The 26,750-nt window shown below is 44.9% G+C and carries 28 protein-coding genes and 1 tRNA gene; 13 read left to right on the top strand and 16 right to left on the bottom strand.

Annotated features, from left to right (window positions below; genetic code table 11):
* Positions 1–65: 65 nt before the first annotated feature.
* Genes VC182_RS07445 through VC182_RS07460 form a run of 4 tightly spaced genes read left to right on the top strand, consistent with a single transcriptional unit; the run spans position 66 to position 3,194 of the window.
* Complete coding sequence (locus tag VC182_RS07445) at positions 66–974, top strand: amino acid ABC transporter substrate-binding protein (RefSeq protein ID WP_216120662.1); 909 nt, start codon at positions 66–68, stop codon at positions 972–974.
* Complete coding sequence (locus VC182_RS07450) at positions 974–1,762, top strand: amino acid ABC transporter permease (protein WP_072584006.1); 789 nt, start codon at positions 974–976, stop codon at positions 1,760–1,762. The genes VC182_RS07445 and VC182_RS07450 overlap by 1 nt, the downstream gene beginning before the upstream one ends.
* Positions 1,763–2,431 carry an amino acid ABC transporter permease gene (locus tag VC182_RS07455; RefSeq protein WP_323484955.1) on the top strand — a complete coding sequence of 223 codons (669 nt, stop codon included), beginning with the start codon at positions 1,763–1,765 and terminating at the stop codon, positions 2,429–2,431. It begins immediately after the preceding gene.
* 28 nt (positions 2,432–2,459) lie between these two features.
* Positions 2,460–3,194 (top strand): amino acid ABC transporter ATP-binding protein, encoded by a 735-nt coding sequence (locus VC182_RS07460; protein WP_072584008.1) that lies wholly within the window; start codon positions 2,460–2,462, stop codon positions 3,192–3,194.
* A 4-nt stretch (positions 3,195–3,198) separates the two neighbouring features.
* Here VC182_RS07460 and VC182_RS07465 read toward each other — a convergent pair whose 3' ends face one another.
* From VC182_RS07465 to mscL, 3 genes are read right to left on the bottom strand one after another with little or no spacing between them, the layout of a single operon-like run.
* Positions 3,199–4,386, bottom strand: coding sequence for a Do family serine endopeptidase (locus VC182_RS07465; protein WP_323484956.1), 1,188 nt, complete (start codon positions 4,384–4,386; stop codon positions 3,199–3,201).
* Between the two features lie 10 nt (positions 4,387–4,396).
* Positions 4,397–6,631 carry a tetratricopeptide repeat protein gene (locus VC182_RS07470; protein WP_323484957.1) on the bottom strand — a complete coding sequence of 745 codons (2,235 nt, stop codon included), beginning with the start codon at positions 6,629–6,631 and terminating at the stop codon, positions 4,397–4,399.
* A 1-nt stretch (position 6,632) separates the two neighbouring features.
* The gene (gene mscL, locus VC182_RS07475) at positions 6,633–7,055 is read right to left on the bottom strand and encodes a large conductance mechanosensitive channel protein MscL (protein WP_072584011.1); all 423 of its coding nucleotides are present in this window, start codon (positions 7,053–7,055) and stop codon (positions 6,633–6,635) included.
* A gap of 137 nt (positions 7,056–7,192) precedes the next feature.
* Here mscL and petA point away from each other — a divergent pair, with 137 nt between their 5' ends.
* The 6 genes from petA (at position 7,193) to VC182_RS07505 (ending at position 11,263) form a co-directional block, all read left to right on the top strand.
* Entirely contained in the window at positions 7,193–7,795 is a 603-nt protein-coding gene (gene petA / locus VC182_RS07480; protein WP_072584012.1) for a ubiquinol-cytochrome c reductase iron-sulfur subunit, read from the top strand.
* Between the two features lie 10 nt (positions 7,796–7,805).
* Positions 7,806–9,206, top strand: a complete 1,401-nt coding sequence (locus VC182_RS07485) for a cytochrome b (RefSeq protein ID WP_072584013.1) — start codon at positions 7,806–7,808, stop codon at positions 9,204–9,206.
* 41 nt (positions 9,207–9,247) lie between these two features.
* On the top strand, positions 9,248–10,021 hold the full coding sequence (locus VC182_RS07490) for a cytochrome c1 (RefSeq protein WP_072584014.1): 774 nt from the start codon (positions 9,248–9,250) through the stop codon (positions 10,019–10,021).
* A 99-nt stretch (positions 10,022–10,120) separates the two neighbouring features.
* Positions 10,121–10,732 (top strand): glutathione S-transferase N-terminal domain-containing protein, encoded by a 612-nt coding sequence (locus tag VC182_RS07495; RefSeq protein WP_028819209.1) that lies wholly within the window; start codon positions 10,121–10,123, stop codon positions 10,730–10,732.
* A gap of 29 nt (positions 10,733–10,761) precedes the next feature.
* Positions 10,762–11,169 carry a ClpXP protease specificity-enhancing factor gene (locus tag VC182_RS07500; protein ID WP_083564305.1) on the top strand — a complete coding sequence of 136 codons (408 nt, stop codon included), beginning with the start codon at positions 10,762–10,764 and terminating at the stop codon, positions 11,167–11,169.
* 18 nt (positions 11,170–11,187) lie between these two features.
* A tRNA-Thr gene (locus VC182_RS07505) sits at positions 11,188–11,263 on the top strand.
* Positions 11,264–11,419: 156 nt separating this feature from the next.
* On the opposite strand, the gene VC182_RS07510 is transcribed toward VC182_RS07505, so the two are convergent.
* From VC182_RS07510 to VC182_RS07520, 3 genes are all read right to left on the bottom strand, one after another.
* Positions 11,420–12,160, bottom strand: coding sequence for a methyltransferase domain-containing protein (locus tag VC182_RS07510; protein WP_323484958.1), 741 nt, complete (start codon positions 12,158–12,160; stop codon positions 11,420–11,422).
* Positions 12,161–12,277: 117 nt separating this feature from the next.
* Positions 12,278–13,330 carry an acyltransferase gene (locus VC182_RS07515; protein ID WP_323484959.1) on the bottom strand — a complete coding sequence of 351 codons (1,053 nt, stop codon included), beginning with the start codon at positions 13,328–13,330 and terminating at the stop codon, positions 12,278–12,280.
* A gap of 13 nt (positions 13,331–13,343) precedes the next feature.
* Positions 13,344–14,672 carry an MFS transporter gene (locus VC182_RS07520; protein WP_323484960.1) on the bottom strand — a complete coding sequence of 443 codons (1,329 nt, stop codon included), beginning with the start codon at positions 14,670–14,672 and terminating at the stop codon, positions 13,344–13,346.
* Positions 14,673–14,868: 196 nt separating this feature from the next.
* Between VC182_RS07520 and VC182_RS07525 the strand changes: the two genes are divergently transcribed.
* Positions 14,869–15,453, top strand: coding sequence for a phasin family protein (locus VC182_RS07525; RefSeq protein WP_323484961.1), 585 nt, complete (start codon positions 14,869–14,871; stop codon positions 15,451–15,453).
* Positions 15,454–15,565: 112 nt separating this feature from the next.
* Here VC182_RS07525 and rmuC read toward each other — a convergent pair whose 3' ends face one another.
* The 5 genes from rmuC to hemA all read right to left on the bottom strand — a co-directional run bounded on the left by rmuC (position 15,566) and on the right by hemA (position 20,538).
* On the bottom strand, positions 15,566–16,840 hold the full coding sequence (gene rmuC / locus VC182_RS07530; protein WP_323484962.1) for a DNA recombination protein RmuC: 1,275 nt from the start codon (positions 16,838–16,840) through the stop codon (positions 15,566–15,568).
* A 28-nt stretch (positions 16,841–16,868) separates the two neighbouring features.
* Positions 16,869–17,177: a Grx4 family monothiol glutaredoxin gene (gene grxD / locus VC182_RS07535; protein WP_072583421.1), complete on the bottom strand. Its 309-nt coding sequence runs from the start codon at positions 17,175–17,177 to the stop codon at positions 16,869–16,871.
* Between the two features lie 106 nt (positions 17,178–17,283).
* A complete protein-coding gene (gene prmC / locus VC182_RS07540) occupies positions 17,284–18,126 on the bottom strand; it encodes a peptide chain release factor N(5)-glutamine methyltransferase (protein ID WP_072583420.1) in 843 nt (280 codons plus the stop codon).
* Between the two features lie 15 nt (positions 18,127–18,141).
* A complete protein-coding gene (gene prfA, locus VC182_RS07545) occupies positions 18,142–19,221 on the bottom strand; it encodes a peptide chain release factor 1 (RefSeq protein ID WP_072583419.1) in 1,080 nt (359 codons plus the stop codon).
* Positions 19,222–20,538: a glutamyl-tRNA reductase gene (gene hemA, locus VC182_RS07550; protein WP_072583418.1), complete on the bottom strand. Its 1,317-nt coding sequence runs from the start codon at positions 20,536–20,538 to the stop codon at positions 19,222–19,224. It abuts the gene before it with no gap.
* Position 20,539: 1 nt separating this feature from the next.
* Between hemA and VC182_RS07555 the strand changes: the two genes are divergently transcribed.
* Positions 20,540–20,836, top strand: coding sequence for a hypothetical protein (locus tag VC182_RS07555; protein ID WP_237767769.1), 297 nt, complete (start codon positions 20,540–20,542; stop codon positions 20,834–20,836).
* Here the strand turns inward: VC182_RS07555 and VC182_RS07560 are convergent.
* From VC182_RS07560 to VC182_RS07575, 4 genes are read right to left on the bottom strand one after another with little or no spacing between them, the layout of a single operon-like run.
* Positions 20,825–21,574, bottom strand: coding sequence for a uracil-DNA glycosylase (locus VC182_RS07560; RefSeq protein ID WP_083564269.1), 750 nt, complete (start codon positions 21,572–21,574; stop codon positions 20,825–20,827). The two genes, VC182_RS07555 and VC182_RS07560, sit on opposite strands and share 12 nt — an antisense overlap.
* A 6-nt stretch (positions 21,575–21,580) precedes the next feature.
* Positions 21,581–23,362, bottom strand: a complete 1,782-nt coding sequence (locus VC182_RS07565; protein WP_323484963.1) for a M61 family metallopeptidase — start codon at positions 23,360–23,362, stop codon at positions 21,581–21,583.
* A gap of 5 nt (positions 23,363–23,367) precedes the next feature.
* Positions 23,368–24,084 (bottom strand): DsbC family protein, encoded by a 717-nt coding sequence (locus tag VC182_RS07570; RefSeq protein WP_216121509.1) that lies wholly within the window; start codon positions 24,082–24,084, stop codon positions 23,368–23,370.
* The gene (locus VC182_RS07575; RefSeq protein ID WP_323484964.1) at positions 24,077–25,342 is read right to left on the bottom strand and encodes an FAD-dependent monooxygenase; all 1,266 of its coding nucleotides are present in this window, start codon (positions 25,340–25,342) and stop codon (positions 24,077–24,079) included. Before VC182_RS07575 ends, VC182_RS07570 begins: the two co-directional genes overlap by 8 nt.
* 40 nt (positions 25,343–25,382) lie before the next feature.
* Here VC182_RS07575 and ychF point away from each other — a divergent pair, with 40 nt between their 5' ends.
* Positions 25,383–26,477 (top strand): redox-regulated ATPase YchF, encoded by a 1,095-nt coding sequence (gene ychF, locus VC182_RS07580; protein WP_216242855.1) that lies wholly within the window; start codon positions 25,383–25,385, stop codon positions 26,475–26,477.
* 25 nt (positions 26,478–26,502) lie between these two features.
* Here ychF and VC182_RS07585 read toward each other — a convergent pair.
* Positions 26,503–26,750, bottom strand: a 248-nt coding sequence (locus VC182_RS07585; RefSeq protein ID WP_323484365.1) for an IS30 family transposase, incomplete at its 5' end; no start/stop codon positions are given.

Consider the following 26,750-nt stretch of genomic DNA (forward strand, 5'->3'; position numbering starts at 1 on the left):
TTTTTCTTTGTTGAGTCGATTGATCGTAGAATAGTGTGACATTCTTGGTTTTATAGGACCTTTACATGAAAACTCATTTGCTACGTTTTTCCTTGTTATTTGTTGGTTTTACTGCTGCGCAGACTCTTTATGCAGCCTCCCCAACCCTAGACAAAATCAAGTCCTCTGGCGCCATCACTATGGGTGTGCGCGAGTCTTCTATTCCGATGTCTTATACAACCGGTGATAGCCGCTTTGATGGTTACCACGTCGAGATCTGCCGCATGATTTTGAGTGACATTAAAGACAAGCTAAAGCTCGGTACATTACGTATTAACTACCAACCAGTCACTTCACAGAATCGCGTTCCCCTGATGCAAAATGGCACCATCGATATCGAATGTGGAACCACCACCAACAATGTGGCGCGCGCTAAGGATGTTGGTTTTGCCAATACTCTCTACGTTGAAGAAGTGCGCATTGCAGTCAAGGCGAATTCCGGAATTAATTCCATCTCTCAGTTAGCTGGCAAAAAAGTAGCTACCACTACCGGCACAACCTCTGTCCAGCTATTGCGCAAACATGAAAAAGCCAATGGCATTAATTTCGATGAGGTATTTGGTAAGGATCATGCTGATAGCTTCTTATTGCTGGAGTCTGGCCGTGCCGATGCATTCGTGATGGATGGATCTATCTTGGCTGGCAATATTGCCAATTCCAAGAATCCAAAGGATTACAAAATTGTTGGTGAGGTATTAAGTACTGAACCGATTGCAATCATGGTTCCTAAAAATGATCCAGAATTTAAAGCCGCAGTGAATGAAGCTATTGCCAAGATTGTGAAGAATGGCAATATGCCTAAGCTCTGGAATAAGTGGTTCCTGTCTCCAATTCCGCCAAAGAATATTGTGGTGGGTCTTGAGTTATCCCCTGCAACCAAAAATGCTTGGGCTAATCCGAATGACAAGCCTGCTGAAGACTATCAGAAGAAATAATGGCATTAGATTTAGGTGTCTTTTGTAAGAACACCTTAGATGGTGAGGTGGTTGAGCACTGCTTTTCTGCTGTCTTTGGCTTGGGTCAAAATGCTGACCCTAGTTATTTAGATTGGTTATTAAAAGCTTGGGGTTGGACCTTGGCAGTTGCCGGCTTGGGCCTGACGATTGCTTTGGTTCTAGGCGCTGTCATGGGCACTCTGCGCACGCTTCCAGACAGCAGTAGATTGAGTAGATGGCTTGTTCGTCTTTCCACAGCTTGGGTTGAGCTTTTCAGAAATATTCCTATTCTGGTTCAGGTATTTCTCTGGTATCACGTCATCCCTGCGTTTGTATTGCCTTTAAAAGCTTTGCCTTCCTATTGGCTCGTCAGTATTGCCTTGGGCTTCTTTACTTCTGCTCGGATTGCGGAGCAGGTGAGGGCGGGTATTCAGGCGCTTCCTAGTGGGCAGAGAATGGCAGCCACTGCTTTAGGGCTTACCACTTCACAAAGTTATCGTTATGTGATTTTGCCGATGGCATTGCGCATTGTGATGCCGCCACTCACTTCAGAGAGCATGAATCTGATTAAGAATTCTTCAGTCGCTTTTGCGGTCTCCGTACCTGAGTTAACACTATTTGCAATGCAAGCTCAAGAAGAAACCTCACATGGGGTGGAAATTTATTTAGCAGTGACATTGTTATATGCTGCCTCAGCATTTGCAGTGAATCGTGTGATGGCATTTATTGAAAAAAGAACGCGCATTCCTGGATTTATTGCTGCCTCTCATGATGCGGTGGTGCACTAAATGCTCAGTCTCGATCTTAGCTTTTATAACTGGGAACTCTTCACTAATTACATTCTGAAGGGTTTACTGTTTAGCGTGCAATTGACCGTGATTGCGACAGTTGGGGGAATTGTTTTCGGTACATTCTTAGCCCTAATGCGCCTATCTGGTAGGTCTTCACTGGTTTACCCAGCCACCTTTTATGTCAACACTATGCGTTCCATTCCGCTGGTGATGGTGATCTTGTGGTTCTTCTTGTTAATTCCGATGTTGATAGGTCGCCCAATTGGCGCCGATCTATCAGCGACTATTACCTTTATTGCTTTTGAAGCCGCTTTCTTTTCAGAGATTGTGCGCGCAGGCATTCAGTCAGTACCAAAGGGGCAGGCCTACGCTGCAGAAGCCCTGGGAATGACTTATGGGCAAACCATGCGCTTGATTATTCTGCCGCAAGCTTTCAGAAACATGATTCCAGTCTTTATGACGCAAACTATTATTTTGTTTCAAGATACTTCATTGGTATATGCCATTGGCGCTTATGACTTGCTCAAGGGTTTTGAAATTGCTGGTAAAAATTATGGACGTCCTATTGAGACTTATATCTTGGCTGCGTTTACGTATTTCATTATTTGCTTTTCGCTTTCTAAAGTGGTGCGCAAGATTCACGCCAAAGTCGCCATCATTCGTTAACTATTAATTGTGAACAGATAAAACCCAGATGATTGAACTTCGCAATGTCTCTAAGTGGTACGACTCCTTTCAGGTGCTGACGGATTGCAGTACATCTATACGCAAAGGTGAGGTTGTCGTTATTTGCGGACCATCTGGTTCAGGTAAGTCCACCTTGATAAAAACAATTAATGCTTTAGAGCCTTTTCAGCAAGGTGAAATCAGTGTTGATGGCGTGCGATTGCATGACCCTAAAACAAATCTACCGCAATTACGCGCTAGGGTGGGAATGGTATTTCAGCACTTCGAACTTTTCCCGCATTTGAGTGTGACTGAGAATTTAACGCTAGCCCAAATGAAGGTTTTGGGACGTTCCGCTGATGAGGCCAATAAACATGGACTGAAGTATCTAGAACGAGTGGGATTGCTGGCACAAAAAGATAAATTTCCGGGCCAGTTATCAGGCGGTCAACAGCAGCGGGTTGCCATTGCTAGGGCTTTAAGTATGGATCCCATCGTGATGTTATTTGACGAGCCTACTTCTGCTTTAGATCCAGAAATGGTGGGTGAAGTGTTAGATGTGATGGTCAAACTTGCTAATGAAGGTATGACCATGTGTTGTGTCACACATGAAATGGGCTTTGCCAGAAAAGTAAGTCATCGGGTGATCTTTATGGATCAAGGGCGCATTGTTGAAGACTGTAGTAAAGCCGAATTCTTTGACCGCCCAGAAGCTCGCTCACCAAGGGCAAAAGAGTTCCTATCAAAAATATTGGCTAACTAATCAGTTAATTAGCTTGTTGCTTGGGCTTAGGCCGCGTTCCGGTTTGAGCTGTTAATTCCATCTCTTTGCCTTTGCGCAGAATAGTAAGATTGGCATCATTGCCAGGACTAATTTGAGCAATTTGATTGAGCAGGCTACGCACATCATTGATGGGCATTCCATTGACTGCAGTCAGCACATCTCCAGGCTTCACTCCTCCACGCGCCGCTGGACCACCCTCTAGAACACCAGATAGCAAGACACCCTGAGTATTGCCAGGTAATCCCAGAGACTCTGAGAGCTCTTTAGTGAGGTTTTGTGGCTCAACCCCTATCCAACCCCTGGTGACACTCCCATTAGCCAAAATGGATTCCATAATTTGCTTGGCTAGGTTAATGGGGATGGCAAATCCGATACCCATAGAGCCGCCATTATTGGAGTAGATGGCCGTGTTAATTCCGATGAGATTGCCGCGTGTATCAATTAGCGCGCCCCCTGAATTTCCGGGATTAATTGCCGCGTCTGTTTGGATAAAGTTTTCAAAAGTATTGATGCCTACATGGTCACGCCCTAAGGCAGAAACAATTCCAGAGGTCACTGTTTGGCCAACACCAAATGGATTGCCGATTGCGAGAACAACATCACCAACATGCACGGATTCAAATTTGCCCAGGGTGATTGGGGTTGGCAGTTGTTTGGCTTCAATCTTTAAAACAGCAATATCAGTTTCTGGATCGCTTCCAATGATTTGCGCTTTAAACTTGCGTCCATCAGAAAGCGCAACATCAATGTCATCTGCATCGCTAATAACGTGATGATTGGTCAAGATATAGCCTTCTGGGCTTACTAAAACACCAGATCCCAAGCTGGAGCTCGGTTCCTCTTCCGGAGGTTGATCTCCAAAAAAGAATTTAAACAAGGGATCTCCAGAGTTCGGAGCGGCACCCTTGCGAGTCTTAGGCTTAGCCGAGGTTTTGCTACTAAAGATATTTACGACCGCAGGCATTGAGCGCTTCACAGCTTCGTGATACGAGCCGGGGCTGAGTTGCCCGTCATAGCTGCTTTCTTTTAGTGAAACGGTGTCCACTAAAGATCCCACCCTCGACTCTGAAAGCCAATCTGGCTTCAAGGTGGCAACAATAAACAATGCCGCCAACATCACAGTGACGGCTTGTGCAAATAAGAGCCAATATTTTTGAAGAGAGGAATTCATAGAGGGTATTTTATTTTCGGGTCCGTTGAATCAGAAAATCTTCTAATGCTTTGATGGGCTCTGGATCATTAAATAACAGCGCTTTAGATTTCGCAATCTTATTTCTATAAGAGTTCAGTAGTTTTGGACTCTGAATTAACTCTACTACTAAATGAATATAGTCGCCTACTGATTGACAAGCTAAGTCATCAAGACCAATGCGATGGAGGATTGCACTAGCAAGTCGACCGCGCATTCTGGCGCCCTCCTTAGTGACCACCGGTAGATTACATGCAATTGCTTGCAGGGCCGTATTAAATCCTGAAAACCCGATGGTGTCTAAATACAAGTCTGCTTTCTGCATAAGCCCATGAAACTCTTCCTTCTTCAGAAAAGGAATGAAGCGCAGAAATTGATTGGCATCGAGCTGAGCATTTGCAAAAGCAAGCTGTAAACGTTCTTTCAGAATTGCAGTGAGGTTTGCTTCAAAGTTAAAGAAGATGAATTGGCATTGACCAAGACTCTTTGCAATTTCAACAAACACAAAGTCATGGCTTGGCGTGTATTTTGAAGGCGATCCAGCGCATAACAGGATTGGCAGAGACGGATCAATACCAAGATTCTCTAAATTGGGGCTAAGAGCTACTACGTCTTGATTCTCAACATACGTTCCCAGGTTTGGAAGCTGGATTAATTCTTCGCTGTAAAGATTATTGGCATCATCTGGCTCGAGCAGCTTAGCTGTTAGGTAGACATCAATCGTAGGGATACCAGTTGTCTCTGGATGCCCCCAACTGACTGCCTGCAGTGGCGCCAATCGTAAGCAGGCTAGCACCTTGCCGATGGTATCCATGCCAATCTCCGGATACAGAATGACATCTAGATTTTGATTGACAACGATCTGGGCGGCGGCAAGAACATCGGTTCCACAGTTGCTGTAGCTTACAGCCCTCGATTTAGCTAGCTGAGTTTCTTCATCTTCCACACCGTTGGTATTGAAAATATGCAGCTCAAACTGATCTGGGTCCAGGTGGTTTACCCATCCCTTGGTAATGGCATGCCAGACAGGGTGGCTGCAAATAAAGCTGCTAATAATGCCAATGCGTATCTTGGGGTTAGCTTGAATGGAAGCGCTTTGCTTTGTATCCAATCGATCCTGTAAAGAGCGAGCTAAGCTAGCGCAAATTTCCCCAAATTGTAAAAGTAGGGGTTTGTTGTCTTCATCTTGATAAGCCAGATAAAACGGGTGGCGGGTAATTAACCTCTGGAGGAGTGCAGAGTCGATTTTTTGCTGAGGCATTGTGCTTACAAATTCTAGTTGCTGAGTAAATGCACGCCTAGCATTACGCAACTCCTCTTCGCTTTTTGCGACCTTGGGTATCTGCGCGATAGTTAAAGCAATGTGAGTTTCTATGTCAGCTGGATGCAGCTCTAGTGATTTTGCGTAGTAGGTTTTTGCCAAATCACTATCGCCGGTATCGTAGTAAATCTCGCCCAGTAGGTAAAAAGTTTTAGCGTTATTAGGATTAATCTTCAGTGCGTGTTGATAGCAGTCAATAGCCGCTTCATATTGCTTACATTTTTTTAGGCCGTTACCAAAGTTCAGGTATGCGTCAAGATAGCCGGGATTAATTTGTAGTGCGCTTTCAAAGCACGCAAAGGCATCATCGTAGCGATCTATTTGAGTGAACGCATTGCCAAGATTGTTGTAGGCAATTGCAAAGTGAGGATTGGCTTGAATTGCATTCTCTAATGTAACGATTGCTTGATCAGTCTTACCCATTTCAAGTAAGAGAACGCCTTGATTACTCAAGGCTTCAGCGTAGTTTGGCCGCAAGGCTAGGGCGCTCTTATAAGCCTTATATGCCTCATCATTTTTGCCTAAACCCTTTAATGCGTTACCGCGATTATTGTGGGTTTCTGGAATATTTGAGTCACATTGAATTGCTAAATTAAAAAATTGCAGCGCTTCTGCATACTCAAGAAGTGCGTTATGTATTAAACCTAAATTACTCAGTGTTTGTGCGGAACCGGGAGCAAGTTGATTTGCTCGGTTTAAAAATTCTAGTGCGCTTGAATAATGTTGCTTTTGATATGAGCGGATGCCTAAAAGATTGAGAACATCGGCATTGTTTTTATTCAGCTGATGCGCTTGCAAAAAAAGTTTATCCGCTTCCTCTAGCTTTCCTTGTTGGAGCAATGCCAAGCCATTTTGAAAAATGAGTTGAGATTGCTCCCGTATTTCTTGTTGTGAACGATTGGACAAATTATTTCTTTAGACTGTCACGAATTTCGCGAAGCAACACTACGTCTTCTGGAGCTGGTGGTGGAGGAGGCGCATCCATGAGGCGAACCTTGTTGACTACTTTGACCATCTGAAAGATGACAAACGCTAAAAGGATGAAATTGATGGAAATAGTGATGAAATTGCCATAGGCAAAGATGGGCACCCCGGCCTTTTTAAGGGCATCAAAGGTTCTGGGTATACCCTCTGGAACATGGCCTAAGACGATAAATAGGTTGGTAAAGTCGATATGACCCCCTAAAAGGGTGGAAATAACAGGCATTACGATGTCATTTACCAGGGAATCCACGATTTTCCCAAAGGCACCGCCAATAATGACACCCACCGCCAAGTCGATCACATTGCCCTTTACGGCAAAGTCCCGAAACTCCTTTAAAACGCTCATAAATGCCCTCCTTTTAATTTAGATCCTGATTAACCCGAGATTAACCCCATAACTTTCTTGCTTACCCCACTTTTTACTTTAAAATCCTACCTTTAAGCAATTTCCACCCATAAATACCCTTTCTAGGAATTTTGTAAATGAGTGACAAGCCCTGTATGGACAAGGATCGCCGTAACTGGTTGATCGCCACATCGGCGGTTGGTGGCGTAGGTGCAGCCGCAGCCCTTTACCCTTTTGTAGACAGTTTTGAGCCTTCTGAGCGCGCAAAAGCCGCTGGAGCTGCTGTTGAAATCGATATCTCTGGCATGCAGCCAGATGAAATGAGAATGGTGGAGTGGCGCGGTAAGCCGGTTTGGGTAGTTCGACGTACCCCTGAACAAGTTGCTGAGTTATCAAAGATTGACAGTGAATTGGCTGATCCGAATTCATTGCGTGACCCATCCCAATTCACGCCTCCTTATGCTCAGAATCAGTGGCGCTCTATCAAGCCTGAGTATCTGGTAGTGGTTGGTATTTGCACCCATTTGGGATGCTCTCCTAATGCTAAGTTTGAGGCTGGTCCTCAGCCATCCCTACCAAACACTTGGCCAGGCGGCTTCCTTTGCCCATGCCATGGTTCCACATTCGATATGGCAGGCCGTGTATTTAAGAACAAACCAGCCCCAGATAACCTTGAAGTGCCGCCACACATGTATTTGAGCGACACCAAGATTTTGGTTGGTGAAGATAAGAAGGCCTAAGGAGAGATAAATGGCATTCCACGAAAAAGAAGTTCCAGCAGACGCTTCTGCAGCCCAAAAGCTAATGGCTTGGGTTGACTCACGCCTACCTGTAACAGAAGCATTTAAGCGTCATATGAGCGAGTACTACGCTCCAAAAAATCTAAATTTCTTCTATATTTTTGGTGCATTAGCAATCGTAGTGTTGGTAAATCAGATACTTACCGGTATTTTCTTGACCATGAACTACAAGCCTGATGCTGCGAAGGCTTTTGAGTCAGTTGAATACATCATGCGTGAAGTTCCATGGGGTTGGGTGATTCGCTATATGCACTCCACTGGCGCCTCTATGTTCTTTGTGGTGGTTTATATGCATATGTTCCGTGGTTTGATCTACGGTTCTTATCGCAAACCACGTGAGCTCATTTGGATCTTCGGTTGCGCAATTTTCTTGTGTTTGATGGGTGAAGCATTCTTCGGTTACTTGCTCCCATGGGGTCAAATGTCCTATTGGGGCGCTCAAGTGATTGTGAACTTGTTCTCTGCAATTCCATTCATTGGCCCAGATCTATCTTTATGGCTTCGTGGCGACTATGTTGTGGGCGATGCAACCCTCAATCGCTTCTTTGCATTCCATGTGATTGCAATTCCATTGGTATTGGTTGGCTTGGTTGCAGCCCATATTTTGGCTCTGCATGAAGTGGGTTCAAACAATCCAGATGGCGTTGAAATTAAAGAGAACTTAGATGCGAATGGCCATCCAGTTGATGGCATCCCATTCCATCCTTATTACAGCGTGCATGATGTAATGTATTTGGGTGGATTCTTGATGGTGTTTGCATGTATCGTGTTCTTTGCACCAGAGATGGGCGGTTACTTCCTCGAGGCAAATAACTTCGTTCCGGCGAACCCATTTCAAACACCTCCGCACATTGCTCCGGTTTGGTATTTCACGCCTTTCTACTCAATGTTGCGTGCAACTACAACGAACTTCTTGCTGCCTTTATGGATCTTCTTGGCAGTCATTCTCGGAATGTTTGCTCTGAAGAGTAAAAATCTCAAGGTGAAGGGCGCATGCGCTGCAATCGCTCTCGTGTTGGCAGCTGGCTTCTACTTATTTGATGCTAAGTTCTGGGGTGTTGTGATCATGGGCGGTTCTGTTGTGATCATGTTCTTCTTGCCTTGGCTTGATCACTCACCTGTGAAATCTATCCGCTATCGCCCAGATTTCCATAAGTATATTTATGGTGTATTTGTGGTGAGTTTTGTGATCTTGGGTTACTTAGGTATTCAGCCACCATCACCAGTGTTTGAAAAGATTTCTCAGGTATGCACTATTTATTATCTGGGCTTCTTCTTAGGAATGCCGTTCTGGAGCACGCTTGGTAAATTTAAGCCAGTTCCAACACGCGTTACTTTTAAGTCCCATTAATTCACGCCTGAGATACTGGCAAAGAGAACTTAGGAATTAGTATGAAACAAATTCTGCAAACTTTGATGGGCGTCTGCCAAGCAACAGTATTGGTTGCGGCCCTGAGCTTTGGCGTGAATGCCAATGCAAATGAGGGTGGCTTTCCTTTGGATCAAGCCCCCAACCGCGTTAGTAACAATGCCTCATTGCAAAACGGTGCAAAGTTATTTGTGAACTACTGCTTGAACTGCCATGCAGCCGCAAGCATGCGTTACAACCGGTTGCGCGATATTGGTTTGACCGATCAACAAATCAAAGATAACCTCATTTTGACTGATGCCAAAGTGGGTGACTTGATGACCATCTCGATGACACCAAAAGAAGCTAAAGCTTGGTTTGGTAAGACACCACCTGACTTATCAGTTGAGGCGCGTGCTCGTGGAGCGGACTGGCTTTACACCTACTTCCGCACTTTCTACAAAGACGACACGACACAAACTGGTTGGAATAATTTGGTCTATCCTAAAGTCGGTATGCCACACGTTCTCTGGCAGTTGCAAGGCGAGCGTGCTGCCAAGTTTGAAGAGCACAAAGACCCACATGACCCAAGCAGAACAGAAGAAGTCTTTGTTGGCTTTGAGCAGTTAACTCCCGGCAAAATGAGCACACAAGAGTATGACGACAATATCGCCGACTTAGTCGCTTTCATGTCATGGATGGCTGAGCCAGTTCAGTTGGAGCGTAAGCGTCTTGGTGTAGTAGTGCTCTTGTTCTTGGCAATCTTTACCCTGTTGGCTTGGCGTTTGAATAAAGCCTATTGGAAAGATATTCACTAATTGAATTTGAAGGGTCCTGAAGCTAGGGTCTATTGGTGAAAAGATTTAACGCTGTTGTGCGTTTGTTGTATTGAAGTAGAAATTTAAGGAAATAAATTTATGATGGTGTTGTACTCGGGTACTAACTGCCCATTCTCGCAACGCTGCCGTTTGGTGCTTTTTGAAAAAGGCATGGATTTTGAAATCCGCGATGTCGACTTGTTTAATAAGCCTGAAGATATTTCGGTAATGAACCCTTACGGCCAAGTACCTATCTTGGTTGAGCGTGATTTAATTTTGTACGAGTCAAACATCATCAATGAATATATTGATGAGCGTTTTCCTCACCCACAATTAATGCCGCCTGATCCAGTTGCACGCGCACGTGCACGCCTCTTCCTCTTCAATTTTGAGAAAGAATTGTTTGTGCACGTAGCTGCTCTGGAAAATGAAAAAGGTAAAGCAGCTGAAAAGACTCACGAAAAAGCGCGTTTAGCGATTCGTGATCGTTTGACTCAGCTGGCACCAATTTTTGTTAAAAACAAATACATGTTGGGCGATGAGTTCTCTATGCTGGACGTAGCTATTGCGCCATTGTTATGGCGTCTTGAGCATTACGGCATCGATCTTTCTCGCAATGCAGCGGCTTTGCTGAAATACGCTGAGCGTATTTTTAGCAGACCTGCGTACATCGAGGCTTTGACTCCTTCCGAGAAGGTAATGCGCCGCTAAGCATTTTTAGCGGTACATGACTCGTCGGCATGTCTGACATTCCAAGTAATAAACCATATCTAATCCGTGCCCTACATCAGTGGTGCACGGATTTTGGTTTTACGCCCTTCATAGCGGTTTTTGTGGACGCTAGGGTAGAGGTACCGATGGAGTTTGTGAAGAACGATGAGATCGTCCTGAATCTTTCCCTGGAGGCATGCCATCAACTGGCGATAGAAAACGATTGGATAAGCTTCCAGGCAAGATTTGGCGGTATTCCAAGAAAGATCATGGTCCCGGTCAGCCATGTTCTAGCAATCTATGCCAGGGAAAATGGGCAGGGAATGTCTTTCCCATTTGATCCAGCTCAGGCCCGTGATCTTCATATTGCGGATTTTGAAGATCAAGCCCCTGAAAAGCCTAAAACTACAAGACCATCCTTGAAGATTGTGAAATAGGATAAAATATATCCCGTTGCCCCTTTAGCTCATCTGGTAGAGCAACTGATTTGTAATCAGTAGGTGGTCTGTTCGAGTCGGACAAGGGGCACCAAATACAGTAAGGACTTGCGGGCGATGAGCTTTCAAGTCCTTTTTCTTTGCCTGTCCTATGTATAAAAAGGGAATATCACCTTTTTAGGCACTTCTTTCTTCCGGCATTCCAATATTAAAGAATTGGCAAAGAAGATTTGAGTAATTGTTCAATAAATTAGTTGATTACTTTTTTACAAATAAAGAATTTTTCACCTCTGATCAGGCCCCACTTAACCACATCATCACCATACGCAGTAACTTCTTGGATATGATGAAAGCCTGCTTCTTTCAGTCTATCCCTAAAGTCTCGCCCATAGTAACGAACATGATCGCGCTGGTCGAAGTGAAGCTCTCTTTCCGGCTCAGATGTAATTGATTTATTTTCGTAAGTGGTCTCCCATCCCTCAATAATAGGGACAGAGCAAATTAAACATCCATTGTCTGATAGCACCCTAAACATCTCTCTCATTGCCTTAAAGTCATCCACATGCTCTAAAACATGATTGCAAATAATGGTGTTGTAACTGCCAGATTGAAGGCTAAGATTTTCTAAGTCCAGCTTGAGATCTGCATTTGCGTATAAATCTGCAGTTTTATATTCTGGGTATATTTTTTTAAATTGCTCGCTTAAAGACTTCTCGGGGGCGAAATGCAATATCGGTTCCTGAAGCTTTATTTTGTCGCCTTGAAACCAAAGCCAAAAAAGTCTTTGTCTTGGATGCGAGTCGCATGAGGGGCAGGTGTTATCCCTGACTAGCGTCATACCAAACCAAACTTCAAAAATACCTTTATACCCACAAATTGGGCATATTCGAGAGGTTGAGTGATAGCTAAGATCCCTCCCAACCCTTTTTAATTTTTTATTTTTTCGAAAAGATGCAGGGAGCATTTTTTTCAATACTTGTTTAATGTGCATACGAATTCTGTTTAGTTAATATTTTCTTCAGGCTTAAGGCTGCAGTATCTAGTAACCCAATTCTAGCGGATCAGTATAGGTGGTGGAGGTGATAGTCTGGCGTTAATCTTACCGCTGTTACCCCCTAATCATACTTTGCATCGGTTTTTCAAAAAACCGATAGGCAATATAAGACAGTAAAAGAATCGTAATCATAAAAATCTCAAAGAAGAGGTGGTTATAAAGCGGGATGGATATGTTGAGGAATTCATAAATGAGTGCTAATAGGAGCTGCAAAGGAAAGTGCAGTAAGTAGCTTGAATAAGTCATATTGCCGAACGATGCAATTACCTCGTTATATTTTTCAGAGGAAGAGATGTTGATTGTCCCTGCATAGATCAAAAAAGGAACATAGCAAAACAATAGAATTTTTGAAAAGTTGTTATCGCTGAAATTAAAAAGGACAGGAATGCCTATAGTGACTGCAAGTGAAATGAGTAAAGATATATTTCGATAAGCCGACCTCTCTAAGCGGTTATAAAGAGCGGCAGTTAGGCCGCCCGCGTAGAAATAAAGAAGGCAATTAACAATAAAGGATTCAGTCAGGTTGTAATACTTAATGAGAAGGCATATTGATAGAACGGCAATGCTTATGAAGAGGCTTGCTCCTAAATAGCGCGTAACCAAGAAGAAAAATAAGTAAATTAACACCTCAACAGATATAGACCATATGGGCCCATTAAAGCTGAAGCCTTGCCCGCCCCAATTGCTTGCTAAGAAAAGTTGCGGAATAAAATGCCGCCAATCGGTATTGCCATAGACAAAACTAGATTCGTGGGATTGTAGATAGAGGATTTGTAATCCCGCAACCAGCAAAAGAGTTAGTAGATGTAGGGGGTAAAGCCGTGAAAATCGAAGAACAAAAAACTTCCAGGCAATAAGCCTTTTTTCTTCAATGACTTTGGCATATTTCCAAAAAAATATAAATCCACTGATACCCCAAAAAATTTGTACCCCAAGCCCACCATTTTGATAAAAGGGTTTAAGCCAGCTATAAAAAGGAAGCTGTATTAAAGATAAATTATTGGGCGATTGACCAATAAAGGAGAAGTGTTGGTAGTGAAAAAGTAAAATAGCCAAAGCCGAGAAAAATCTGATTATTTCAAGGCCATATAGTTTGTTTTTGGGCAAAATTTATCCTTAATTATTTGCGTAGATCTATTTTTCTTGTCTCTGGTAAATATATAAGAGCCACAATAGCAGCGCTTGCTAAAAATACAGCGGGATACCACAGTCCGGCGCTATCACTTTGCCAGCGCTGATTTAACCAAGTCACGATTAAAGGAAGCAAGCCACCAATCCATCCGGCAGCTAAATTGTGGGGCAGGGTTGCTGCGCTGTTTCTGGTTTTGGCTGGAAAGAGTTCGGCTAGCATGGCAGTCTGAGGGCCAACTACTAAAGCAAGCGCTAGAGATAAGCCGATAAGTAGTGCGCCTATCAAAATAAGATTAAGAGTGTCGGCTGGGTTGTTCAGATATTCCATACCAATGTTCTTGAGCAGATGAAATGCCGGCAGAATAAATACAGCACCTAAAAATAATCCGCAAACTACTACTGGTTTACGACCAATCTTGTCCGATAACCATCCAGCAAAAATAGTGAGGGGGAATAAGGCTAGGGTCCCATAAATGGTGAGTTGGTCAACTAACTCGGGCGCTAGCTTCACAGAAGTTTTGAGAAAAATCGCTGTATAGACTTGCACACAAAAGAAAAGTACTGCCCCGCCCGCCGAGATGCAGAAGAAGAGCAAAAACATGCGTTTGCGAGTTTGTGGGTCGCGGAAGTTATTAAGTAGTGGACTTGCAGATTGTTGATGGGATTTACTCAGCTCTAAAAATACAGGCGTTTCCTCTAGGGCCATGCGCGCTTTGAACGCTATGAGTAGTAGTGCAATCGAAATCCAGAATGGTACGCGCCAACCCCAAGATTGAAATGCTTCTGGTGATAGCTGACTTCTGAGTAATGCAATTTGCATGGTGGAAAACAGAATGCCAAGAGGGCCCATGAGTTGGAGGAAGCTAGTCTTAAGTCCCCTGCGCTCATCACCGGCATGTTCGGTGAGGTAGACGGCACTTCCACCGATTTCGCCGCCAGCAGAGAGTCCTTGAAGCAGGCGAAGGGCAACCAGCAGAATGGGCGCCCAGATTCCAATCTGAGCGTAAGTGGGTAAAAAGCCCACGCTTACGGTTGCAAGTCCCATTAAGGCAATGGTGATCATGAACACGGGTTTGCGGCCGATCCGATCGCCCATAGAGCCAAAAAGTGCGGCTCCAATAGGCCTAACTACCATCCCAACTCCAAACGTCGCTAGGCTGGCTAATAGAGCTGTATTGGGGTCTGCTGAGGGGAAGAAGAGCGGTGCAAAAACGACTGCTAGCGTTGCAAATGTCAGAAAGTCATACCACTCTAGAAAGGTTCCAAAACAGGCTGCAATAGCTATTTTTTGATAGGAGTGGGAATTCTGTTTTGACATTAAGTTATTGATTATATTAAGTTTATTGTTGTCTTGGAATATATTTGTTGCATAGCAGCAAAAACTTCTTGATTTGCCCTATCCCTTCAGTTACAGTTTGATGGTGCAGTGCAATATTTAAGGTATCTACAGTTTTCCATCTCTTAAATCGTGTGCTTAATTGACAAGTTGTACCACTTAATTTCTGGAGAAATACATGAACCAAGATCAAATCACCGCTAAATTGTCCCAAATTAACAGCAAAGGCCTCGAGGCTTCATTTTCTTTGAGCGAAGCTGCTTTGGAAAATGCTCAAAAATTGGCTGAGTTGAATTACGCAGCTTCTAAAGATGCATTGGTAAACGCTCAAGATGGTATTCAGCAAGTTTTGACAGCTAAAGATCCAAAGCAAGTTACTGAAATCTTTACTGCTGATTCTTTGCAAGCCGCTGGTAACCAAGCTGTTGCTTATCAAAAGAAAGTAAGCAAAGTATTGCGTGATGGCAATAAAGAGTTTTCAAACGTAGTTGATGCAAGCATCGACCAGTTGCAAGATGGCTTCCAGGATTGGCTCAATACCGTTACTGCTAATGCGCCTGCAGGTTCTGATGCTTTCTTGTCATCATTCAAAACTGTATACGGTAGCGCATTGCAAGGTTTTGAACAGTTCCGCGCTGCTAGCAAAGAAGCTTTTGCTACTGCAGAAAAAACTGCTGATCAAGCAATGGAAACTGTACAAGGTCAAATCGCTCAAGTTAAGAAAGTTGCTACACCTGCATCACGTAGCCGTAAATCTGCTTAAGCTAGAAGACTTAGATTCAGTAGTTAGAATAAAAAACCCCGCTTAGTGCAAACTAGGCGGGGTTTTTGTTTGTCTAAATTTTTTCAATATTTATTTAGGCTACTGGCTGCAATTATTCGAAGTCAGAAGACGATTCAATCAAGGGTGTAGCCAGATTTTTACTGGGTTTAACGCCTAACTCGCGCACTTTTTCAGCGGAACGAATGAGATTACCCTTGCCAGTTTTTAGCTTGTTGAATGCATCGTGATAGCTCGTTTGCGCTTGATCGAGACGTTGTCCAAGTTTCTCAAGATCATCTACAAAGCCAACAAACTTATCGTAAAGGTTGCCACATTGTTTTGCGATCTCTAGAGCATTTCTATTTTGATGATCTTGTCTCCACAGATGCGCTACTGTTCGCAGCGTCGCCATGAGAGTGCTTGGACATACCAACACAATATTTTTTGCCAGAGCTTCTTGATATAGATTGGGCGCAGTCTTTAATGCAAGCAAGAACGCTGGCTCAATGGGTACAAACATCAAAACAAAGTCAACTGAACCCACTCCATAAAGCGAGCTATAGTTCTTTCCAGATAGGCCTTGGATGTGTTGACGTAAAGACTGAATATGGGCAGCCAACTCTTGCTCAGCAACTACAGGATCCGTAGTTTCAGCATGTCGGGCATAGGCCGTTATGGAGACTTTGCTGTCAACAACTAAGCTTCTGCCTTCTGGCAGCTTAATTACAACGTCAGGCTGTAGGCGTGAGCCATCAACTTGCGTGTGGGTGTCTTGCACAAGGTATTCCTCTCCCTTGCGCAGGCCTGAGGATTCTAAAATGGATTCCAACACTAGCTCGCCCCAATTACCTTGAACCTTGGAGTCCCCCTTTAATGCTTGGGTTAAGGAGCGCGTTTCATCTGACATGCGCAGATTGAGATTAGCCAAGCGCTCGATTTCACTTTTGAGAGCATGACGCTCACGAGCTTCATTGCCATAAGAGGTGCTAACTTGCTCTTTAAATTCCGTAAGCTTAGTTTGCAGAGGTTTTAATAGAGCATCTAGACTAGCAGCATTTTGTTCGGTAAAACGCTTTGACTTGTCTTCTAGAATTTCGTTGGCTAAATTTTTGAACTGATTTGTCAAAGCCTCTTTAGCTTCATTAAGTGATTCAATTTTGCCTAGACCTTGTTTGCGTTCAGAATCCAACTCTGCCTCTAGGCGAATCGCGTTTTGTAATGCTTGGTCACGTTCGGTACGCAAGCTGAGCGCTAGAGCAAGATCTGTTTGGGCTTGTAGCTCAACACGAGCAAGGGTGGAGCGTAGGTTTAAGGCATAAACTAAAAGGCCTGCACAAACTCCAAATGGCAGGCCAAATAGTAGAAGAGAGCTTAAATCAAAGGTCACAGCTTCAAAGTCTCAGCGAAAAACTTGATTAAGCTTTGACGAGTTTTTGAAGTTCACCAGACTGGAACATTTCAGTCATGATGTCAGAGCCACCAATAAATTCACCATTGATATAGAGCTGGGGAATCGTTGGCCAATTTGCGAACTCTTTAATGCCTTGACGAATACCAGCATCTTCCAACACGTTCACGGTATGGAGATTTTCAACACCGCTAGCGCGCAAGATATTGATGGCGTTTCCAGAAAAGCCACATTGTGGAAACTGCGCAGTTCCCTTCATAAATAGTACAACTGGGTGGCTAGTGACGATTTCTTTAATTTGAGCTTGTGAGTCCATATATTCTTTCTACTAAGTTTTTACTGAGACAGTCTTATTGCAAGGACAGTTTGAAAATAAGGTTTTATTGATTTTAAGACTTAATGTGAAAAAAGGTTATTTCAACCTATTTTCTGCCTGAGGCGACACGATAATGGCCGCCTAAATCCAAATGTGTTTGGACATCCTGAAAACCTGCTTGCTGCATGAGGGCTACAACCGCTTCTGATTGGTCAAATCCATGCTCAACGGCAAGCAGGCCATTGGGACTGAGGTGTTGTTGGGCGCCTGAAATAATGTTTTCTAAGCAGGTCAGTCCGTTGCCATGATCTGTTAGTGCGGAAATTGGCTCAAAGCGTAGGTCACCTTGACTTAGATGTGAGTCTTGGGATGTGATGTATGGCGGATTACTGAGAATAATGTCAAAAGAAGCACTAGCTTCTATAGCCTCATACCAGCTCCCCTGAAAAAACTGTACTCGAGTCTCAATATTCAATAGCTTGGCATTTATTTTGGCAATTTCTAGTGCTTCTGTAGATTGATCGGTTGCGGTAAGTTGCGCATTTGGGGCATCATGCGCAATCGCCAAAGCAATGGCACCCGAGCCTGTTCCTAAATCCAGAATTTTGGTCAGAGCATTTAAACGTTTGATTTCACGCAAACCAATTTCTACTAAGAGCTCAGTCTCGGGGCGCGGTATCAGTACTCCAGGAGCAACATAAAGCTCAATATTGTGAAAGCCTCTTTTTCCGATCAGGTATGCAATTGGCTCACCTTGAATTCTCTTGGATTCAAGCGATTTCCACTCATCAAACGCTTTGGCATTGAGCTCTAGATCATCACGCGACAGCAAGGCAGAGCGTGGAAGTTGGTAATGCTTTTCAAGGATGTAGGCCATCAGAATTTTTGCCTCAGCAGGGGCTAGTGCTGAATCGCTCAATAGAGAGCGCAGGCTCAAATCCTTGTTCACAGGTTTCGTTATCGCTTAACTATCACCAAGGGCAGCAAGTAACTCTGCTTGATGTTCAGATGCAAGAGCATTACAAAGATCATCTATATCGCCATCCATCATGGCGTCAATTTTATAAAGCGTGAGATTGATGCGGTGGTCGGTGATGCGGCCTTGTGGGAAGTTGTAGGTGCGAATGCGATCGCTGCGATCGCCCGATCCAACCAGCGATTTCCTAGTCTGCGCCTCAAGTTGATGTTTCTCGCGCTCTCTAGCATCCATGATGCGAGAAACCAATACCTTCATGGCCTGTTCACGATTGCGGTGTTGGCTGCGATCGTCTTGGCACTCAACAACGGTGCCTGTTGGCAGGTGAGTGATGCGGACTGCAGAATCCGTTTTATTAATATGCTGACCACCAGCACCTGAAGCGCGGAAGGTATCAATTCGCAACTCTGCGGGATTAATTTTGACCGCCTCCAGTTCATCTGCTTCTGGCATGACTGCCACAGTACAGGCTGATGTATGAATGCGACCCTGTGTTTCGGTTTGTGGAACACGTTGCACACGATGACCACCAGATTCAAACTTGAGTCGTGAGTAAACAGACTGTCCAACAAGACGAAGGACCACTTCTTTATATCCACCCAAGTCAGATTCAGCAGCACTGACCATCTCTACTTTCCAGCCTTGGCGTTCAGCAAAGCGGCTATACATGCGTAGCAGATCACCAGCAAAGAGTGCGCTCTCGTCACCACCAGTGCCCGCACGAATCTCTAAGAAAACGTTGCGATCATCATTTTCATCTTTAGGAAGCAAGAGCTTTTGTAATGCGCCCTCAAGCGCTTCCATCGTAGCCAAAGCCTGTTTCTGCTCATCATCGGCAAAGTCCTTCATCTCGGGATCTTTACGCATTTCCTCTGCCGCTTGGGCATCCGCCTCTGCTTGCTTGTAGAGCCCAAACTGCTCTACTACGGTAGCAATATCGGAATGTTCACGCGTGAGCTTCCGATAAGCATCCATGTCTTTGGTTGCTTCTTCGGAGGTCAATAAGGAATTAAGTTCGGCTAAGCGCGTATCTAGGTGGTCTAGCTTAGCCCGCATGCTGGGCTTCATCTAATGGTCTTCTGGCTTGGAATGCGAGGCGAATAGTTTGGGTAACAACTTAATCAAGGCGTCACGCTCAGCGCCATTAGAGTGTTGCAGTGCATGGAGTGAGCCATGCAGAAATTTATTGGTTAGGCCTTGTGCCATGGCATTGAGAACTTCTTGTGGATCATCGCCACGCATCAAGCGTTTCATTGCACGCTCAAGTTCAAGTTGACGTAAACGTTCACCTTGCTGCTGAATATCCTGAATTAGCGGAACCGCATTACGACCTTGCATCCAATGCATAAAGTTACCAACACGATCTTCGATGATCGCTTCAGCCTGGCTTACAGCCGCTTGACGTAAGTTGGCACCAGTCTGAATCATCGTTCCTAAATCATCAACGGTGTAAAGATAGATATCATCCAATCTGGAGATTTCAGGTTCAAAATCCCGCGGCACTGCTAAATCAATCATCACCATCGGCTTATGGCGACGTTGCTTCAAGGCACTCTCCACCATGCCCAGACCAATGATGGGTAAGGATGAGGCAGTACTAGAAACGATAATGTCGAACTCATGTAGGCGCCCTGGGAGCTCGGAGAGCTTGAAGGATTCAGCTTCAACGCCTTGCGAGGAAATGGAATCTGCAAGCTCTTGACCGCGCTCTATCGTGCGGTTAGCAATCGCCACATTCTTCGGTTTGCGCGCAACAAAATGCGTTGCGCATAAAGTAATCATCTCACCGGCACCAATGAACAAAATCTTTTGATCTGCAATTTTTTCAAAGATACGTTCTGAGAGGCGAACAGAGGCTGCAGCCATTGAAATAGAGTGCGCACCGATTTCAGTAGAGCCACGTACTTCTTTAGCGACTGCAAACGTTTTCTGGAAAAGTTGATTGAGATAGGTTCCCAATACACCAGCATCATTTGCAGTGCGAACCGCATCTTTCATTTGGCCTAAGATTTGTGTCTCACCAATTACCATGGAATCTAAGCCACACGCAACTCTGAAGGCATGTCGCACTGCATCTGATTGCGGTAATGAGTAAATGTGAGGCTCAAGACTGCTTGGTGCAAGCTGTTGAGTTTTGGCTAACCAATCGAAAGTAGCTTCATGCAAAAGACCTGCGGCGCTGGCATCATTTGCGGCGCAGTAGACCTCAGTGCGGTTGCAGGTTGACAAAATCGTAGCTTCGGGAAGCCCGGCCTGATTCGCGCCAACTAAATGTTGGCGAAGATCGTGCAACGCTTCTTGAAGAAATTCAGGGTCAAAGGCGACCTTTTCCCGAATGGCGACCGGCGCTGTGTGATGATTGATGCCGAGTGTCAACAACTTCATAATGGCAATTATAGATTTGATGGCAGCATTAATGGGGGTATCAATGGGGTTTTTGGCTTTTCTGGTGATTGGGGGTGTTTCTGGGGTGTCAGCCTGGATTTTTTACCCCGGAGCTTCTGATGGGGTTAAGCCCGGCAGGATTCTGATGGCCTTCTTACTGGGATCTATTGCAGCGGCTGCTAGCTCGTATGCAGGGCAATACTGGGATCTTTTTCAATCCGGGCAAATCTTAGAGTGGGCCAGCGCTATTTTTGCTGCCTGTGCGGTGGGGTGTGTTTTTACTGCTTTAGCTAAATAAGTCGGCGCAATTGTTCGCCACCCACTGAATAGGCGCACTCTTTTGTTCAATCAGCCATTGATTGGCTTTAATAAAGTGATTGCAACTGGCCTTACCTCCAGGCTCCAAAAAAGGCTTATTCGTCTTGTATACGCCAAGTCCAGATGGGTGGGAGGATTGCAAGATCAAAGGATTCTGACCTCCTTCAATGAGTGACAGCTTAGATTGGGCATGACCACCCCATAGCATCCAAACTAAATGCGGCCTAGCTTTTGATAAACCGCCGATCAAATGATCAATGAAGCTTTTCCATCCCAGCCCCGTATGACTGCCGGCCTCGCCCAATTTGACACTCAAAGCAGTATTGAGAAGTAGCACTCCTTGCTCGGCCCAATTGTGAAGATCACCATTCGGTAAAGACCCAAAACCTTCTAATGCCAATGCTTTACTGATGTTGCGTAGTGAGCTGGGAAATTCTCGTGAATTGACTGCAATCTCAGCAGGTATCGAAAAGGCTAGCCCTTGCGCTAGCCCTGGTGAGTGATAAGGATCTTGGCCCAAGATCACTACCTTTACTGAATCAACGGGGCAAAGTTTGAGGGCTTTAAAAAAGTTCTGAGGCTCGGGTCGAACAACTTCAGTATCAAGAGCAGTCTGCAAATTTTTTTCTAGTGAGCGCCAATCTACTGACTCGAAATAATTCCCCAGTAATTTTTGCCAATCCTTTGGGATATCGTCTTTTGAAAATAGTGCTTTCAATTTCGATCAGACATCTTTTTTAGGTGTCAGTTCATATTGCATAGGTATCTGGGTAGATTGCATTGAAACCATGCGCTCATGCTCTAGATCATCGCGATAGAAAGTAATGCGGGCATGGGAGTTTTCAGAAAGGCTGCCTAAGACTCTGTCCCAGCGGGCGCCGGTAACCCGCTGCCCATCAATACTGGCTAGTAAATCACCGGCTGATAGGCCTGCTGCTTGAGCAATCCCGCCATCAAGCACATGGGTAACCTTAAGCCAGCCATTGGCATCTGAATGGCGCATCCCAAACTGTAGCTTGAGTTTTTCCAGTGTAGATTGAGGTTTTGTTTTTACAGAAATGAGATTTGAGCCAATCCATTTTTGCAGAGGAATATCTTCTATACCAAAAATATAACGGGCCTTAATCTCATTCCAGATTTTGCTAAAGCCATTACCCAGTAATTCAAAAATCAAATCATCTAGTCCGTCTTCTGTAATGCCGTCCAAGGTGACGCCATGCTTATTCCAAAGTAGGCGCATGAGGTCATCTAGAGACTGTTTATTTTTAGTGAATGCCCGAATCTGTAAATCAAGACCAAGCGCAACTAAGGCGCCTTTACCGTAGTAGCTGACGACCGTGTTTGGGGTGTTCTCATCTGCTTGGTAATACTTGGTCCAGGCATCAAAAGAGCTGTCAGCTAGGCTTTGCTTATGGCGCCCAGGGCCACGCAAGATCCCATTCCAGTTATCTGCAACGAGTTTTAGGTAAGTCTTGAGATCAATTCGTTTACTACGCAGTAGTTGGAGATCATCGTAGTAACTGGTGAAGCCCTCAAACACCCACAGTAAGCGAGTGTGATTACGCTTGGCCAGATCATACGGTTGAAAGGCTTTTGGCTGAATACGCTTAACCAGCCATGCGTGAAAATACTCGTGACTACACAAGCCTAAGAATTCTCTATACGCAGATTCTTCAAAGAGAATATTTTCTTGGGGGATTTGATCGCGCCTGCAGAGTAGCGCAGTGCTATTACGATGCTCAAGGCCACCATAGCCATTTAATACCGCATTGACTAAGAAAAGATATTCATCAAAAGGAGCACGCTTAGATTTTGGCTCAAAGAGATCAATAGTGCTGGTGCAGATTGCTTGTAAATCTTGTGCAAGGCGTTTGGCGTCAATAATGTGATTGCAGCCTTGTATTGCCATGCGATGAGCTACACCATTTGATTTCCAGTGCACGAGCTGGAACTCGCCCAAGGCTACAGGATGATCCAATAAATCATCATAATTTTGTGCCAAATAGAAGCCAAATCCACGCTCATCCGTCTTGGCAGCCCTCAAGGAAGTTTGAACTGTCCAGTGATCCGCAAAGGCAAGTTCCGGCGGGGTGATAGCGAGTGAGCAAGGTAAATGCTCCTGCCCTTTGACGGCTAGACATAAGCTAGTGGCGTTAAAGAATGCGCGTTCAGTATCCAGATAGGCTGCACGCACTGAAGAATCAAACGCATAAACAGTGCTGAGTACCTCTATTGGACCATTGCATGGCGGTAAGCGCCAATGGTCGTTATCAATCCGTTCGAGGATTATTTGTCTCTTGACACCCTCTACTGAAAACGCTTCAAGTGATTCGACATGTTTACTGAAATCACGAATTAAATAGCTACCTGGAATCCAGGCCGGCATTTGAAGTACCTGACCATCAGAATCAGGGTTGGCAATATGCAGCTTGATACGATAGCGATGGCCATGCAGGTCTGCCGGCCAGACCGTATATTGAATTGCGGGTAAGTCGGCATGGTTCATGATATTTATTTCAGGGAGCTAAATTTCTTTTCGATATCGGTAATTTGTACCGCGCCAGGGAAACGGCTGCCATCAGTAAAGAATAAAGTCGGCGTGCCCGTGATTCCATAGGTCTTTGCGAAAGCCACATTTTTATCCAGTGGCGTACTGCACTCTCCCTTACCGCTAGGGGCGATGCCATTCACCATCCAGTCAATATACGTCTTATAGGGATCAGAAGAGCACCAAATTTGCTTTGCTTTTTGGGTGGAGTCTGCCGACAGAATGGGTATTAAGTAGGTATAGATCGTTACGTTATCAAGCTGCTGTAGAGATTTCTCTAGGCGCTTGCAATAGCCACAGTTTGGATCGGAGAAGACTGCCAGCTGGCGACTACCATTGCCACGAACATTTTTAATTGCGTTGGCAGGCGTCAATTCACTCCATTTAATGCGGTTTAAGTCTGCCTGTCTTTGCTCGGTAATATTTTTACCGGATGCGAGCTCAATGATTTCCCCTTGAATCAGATACTTCCCAGAGGTATCAGTATAAAAAATATCATTGCCAACTAGTACTTCATAAAGGCCGGAAACTGGGGCCGGTGAAACACTTTTCACTTTCGCATTAGCGCCTAACTTCTTTTGGATCTCAGTCTTTAATTGCTGCTCTTGTTGTGCGTGAAGTGGGGTAGTGCAGAGCAGGGCGGCGCCAATGAATGCAATCGCAGATAACAATTTATTCAAAATCAATTTCTCCTAAAGCGCGTTCAATTAAGCGCTGTTTTATAAAGTGGCTTTTGTTTACAAGACCTAAGCCCCAGTTACGGAGCTGGCGTTCAGTGCTGCTGCTTGCAGAAAATAATTTCTTGAGTTTATCGGTCACCCATAAGAGTGCGCTGGTGTCGCCTTGACGTTGTCGTTCGTAGCGCCTTAGTAATACCAGGTCACTAAGTGTGCGGAAGGGTTCACGCTTGCCCAAAATATTCAGCAATACCGCTACATCTCGTAGCCCTAGATTCAGGCCTTGCCCAGCTAGTGGATGCATGACATGGGCGGCATCACCAATGAGCACAACCTTCGGAGAGAAGTCTGGTCCGATAAATCGTTTGGCTCGAATCTTTCTTAATGGGAAGGCTGCAGGTACTGAGTTCAGAGTCAATTCACCTAATTGTTTGGCAATTGCGCCATTAGCAATAGAAGAGAATTGATCTAGCCATTGCGCTTGATCTAGTTTTAATAAATCAGCTGCGTGTTCTGGGGAGGTAGACCAAACCATCGACACTTGTTTTCCTGGCAAGGGCAGCATGGCCACAATATCGCCGCCTGGTAAAAACCACTGAAAGGCAGTTTCTAAATGGGGATAGTTGCAAAGCCAATTGGCAACTACTGCACTTTGTGAATAACTTTCTTCGCTTGCGCTGATGCCTAATTCATTGCGAATTGGTGAGTTGGCACCATCAGCCGCTATTACGAGTTGTGCACGAATGCCCCCACCATTTTTTAAATGCAGGGTAGTGCCATCGGCGTCAACCTGAATTCTTTCCACAACATCATTGATGCGCTCTAACTTATTCTGAAAACGCGAAGCTTGATCGATGGTGTGCTCAATTAAATTAGCTTCTCCAATCCACGCAAGTTGTGGAGTGCCCGCTTCAAATGCAGAAAGGTGGAGATGGTCATTCTTTTCGCCTCGATCACCGTAGATGCGCATATCTCGGACTGCTTGTAGGCGGCTGTGATCAATTGCATCCCATATGTGCAAATGAGCCAGTAATTTTTGGGTGCTAGGCGAAAAAGCGTAGATTCTTTGGCCCCATTGAGCGCCTTGCGGGCTTGGGACGTTTTGCGCTAAATCGGGGGCAATTTCAATGGTTTGTAGGCCTAGCTGGGCTAGACCAAGGGCGCAAGCCTTACCAGTAATGCCTCCGCCAACCACAACAACATCTACTGTGCGGATTTGGGCGTGGGCTTTAGATGTGTTATTTGGATGAACTTCTGACATAACTCGATGATATCGAAACCAGCCCCTTTACAATAACGCTATGTCTTTGAAATGTGGCATCGTCGGCCTGCCTAATGTCGGCAAATCTACCCTCTTTAATGCGCTTACCAAGGCTGGAATCGCAGCGGAAAACTATCCTTTCTGCACGATTGAGCCTAATGTGGGCGTTGTTGAGGTTCCTGACCCCCGTCTAGCTGCCTTGGCTGAGATCGTGAAGCCTGAGCGCATCCTGCCTGCAGCAGTCGAATTTGTCGATATTGCTGGTTTGGTAGCTGGTGCCTCAAAAGGCGAAGGTCTTGGCAACCAGTTTTTAGCGAATATTCGTGAAACTGATGCTATTACCCATGTCGTCCGGTGTTTCGAGGATCCCAACGTCATTCACGTTGCTGGGAAAATCGATCCCATTGCTGACATTGGAGTGATTGACACTGAATTGGCCTTATCGGACCTGGCAACGGTTGAGAAAACCCTGAATCGCTCAAGCAAGGCTGCAAAGTCTGGCAATGATAAAGAGGCTGCTGCGTTGGTTGCTGTTCTGACCAAAGTTCAGACTCATCTAGATTCTGCTCTGCCAGTGCGCAGTTTGAATCTCAATGACGATGAAAAATTATTGATTAAACCGTTGTGTTTGATCACTGCTAAGCCTGCGATGTATGTTGCAAACGTCAAAGAAGATGGTTTCTCAAATAATCCACACCTCGAGGCTGTGAAGCAGCATGCGGCAAAAGAAAACGCTCCAGTTGTTGCTGTATGCGCCGCTATTGAAGCGGAAATCGCTGACTTAGAAGAGGCCGACAAGATTGAATTTTTGGCCGACTTAGGAATGCAAGAGCCAGGCCTAGATCGCGTGATTCGTGCGGGTTATTCATTGCTTGGTTTACAAACCTATTTCACCGCTGGAGTTAAAGAGGTTCGCGCTTGGACCATCCATGTTGGTGATACAGCACCTCAAGCGGCTGGCGTGATTCATACAGACTTTGAGCGTGGCTTTATTCGTGCTCAGACAATCTCCTACGAAGATTTTGTGCAGTTCAAAGGAGAGTCTGGTGCCAAGGAAGCCGGTAAGATGCGCGCGGAAGGTAAAGAGTATGTTGTTAAAGATGGAGATGTATTGAATTTCTTGTTTAACGTCTAAAGCATTCTTATTTGCCCACGTAGATTCAAACACGAAGTGCAACACGGTTTAAGGACTGCATAAATACTTCATTGGGGGTTTTAAATCCTAATCGTTTTCTAGGTCGGTTGTTTAAACGGTCTTGGATCATTCTAAGCTCCTTATCCGTCACAGTAGATAGCGGTCTCTTTTTGGGGATGTATTGCCGCAATAGACCATTGAAGTTTTCATTTGATCCACGTTGCCAACTAGCAAACGGATCCGCAAAGTACGTCGTTGATTGAAGAGCTGTAT

Origin of the sequence: Polynucleobacter sp. AP-Nickl1-40-C4, assembly GCF_035012665.1 — a bacterium.
Lineage (GTDB): Bacteria > Pseudomonadota > Gammaproteobacteria > Burkholderiales > Burkholderiaceae > Polynucleobacter.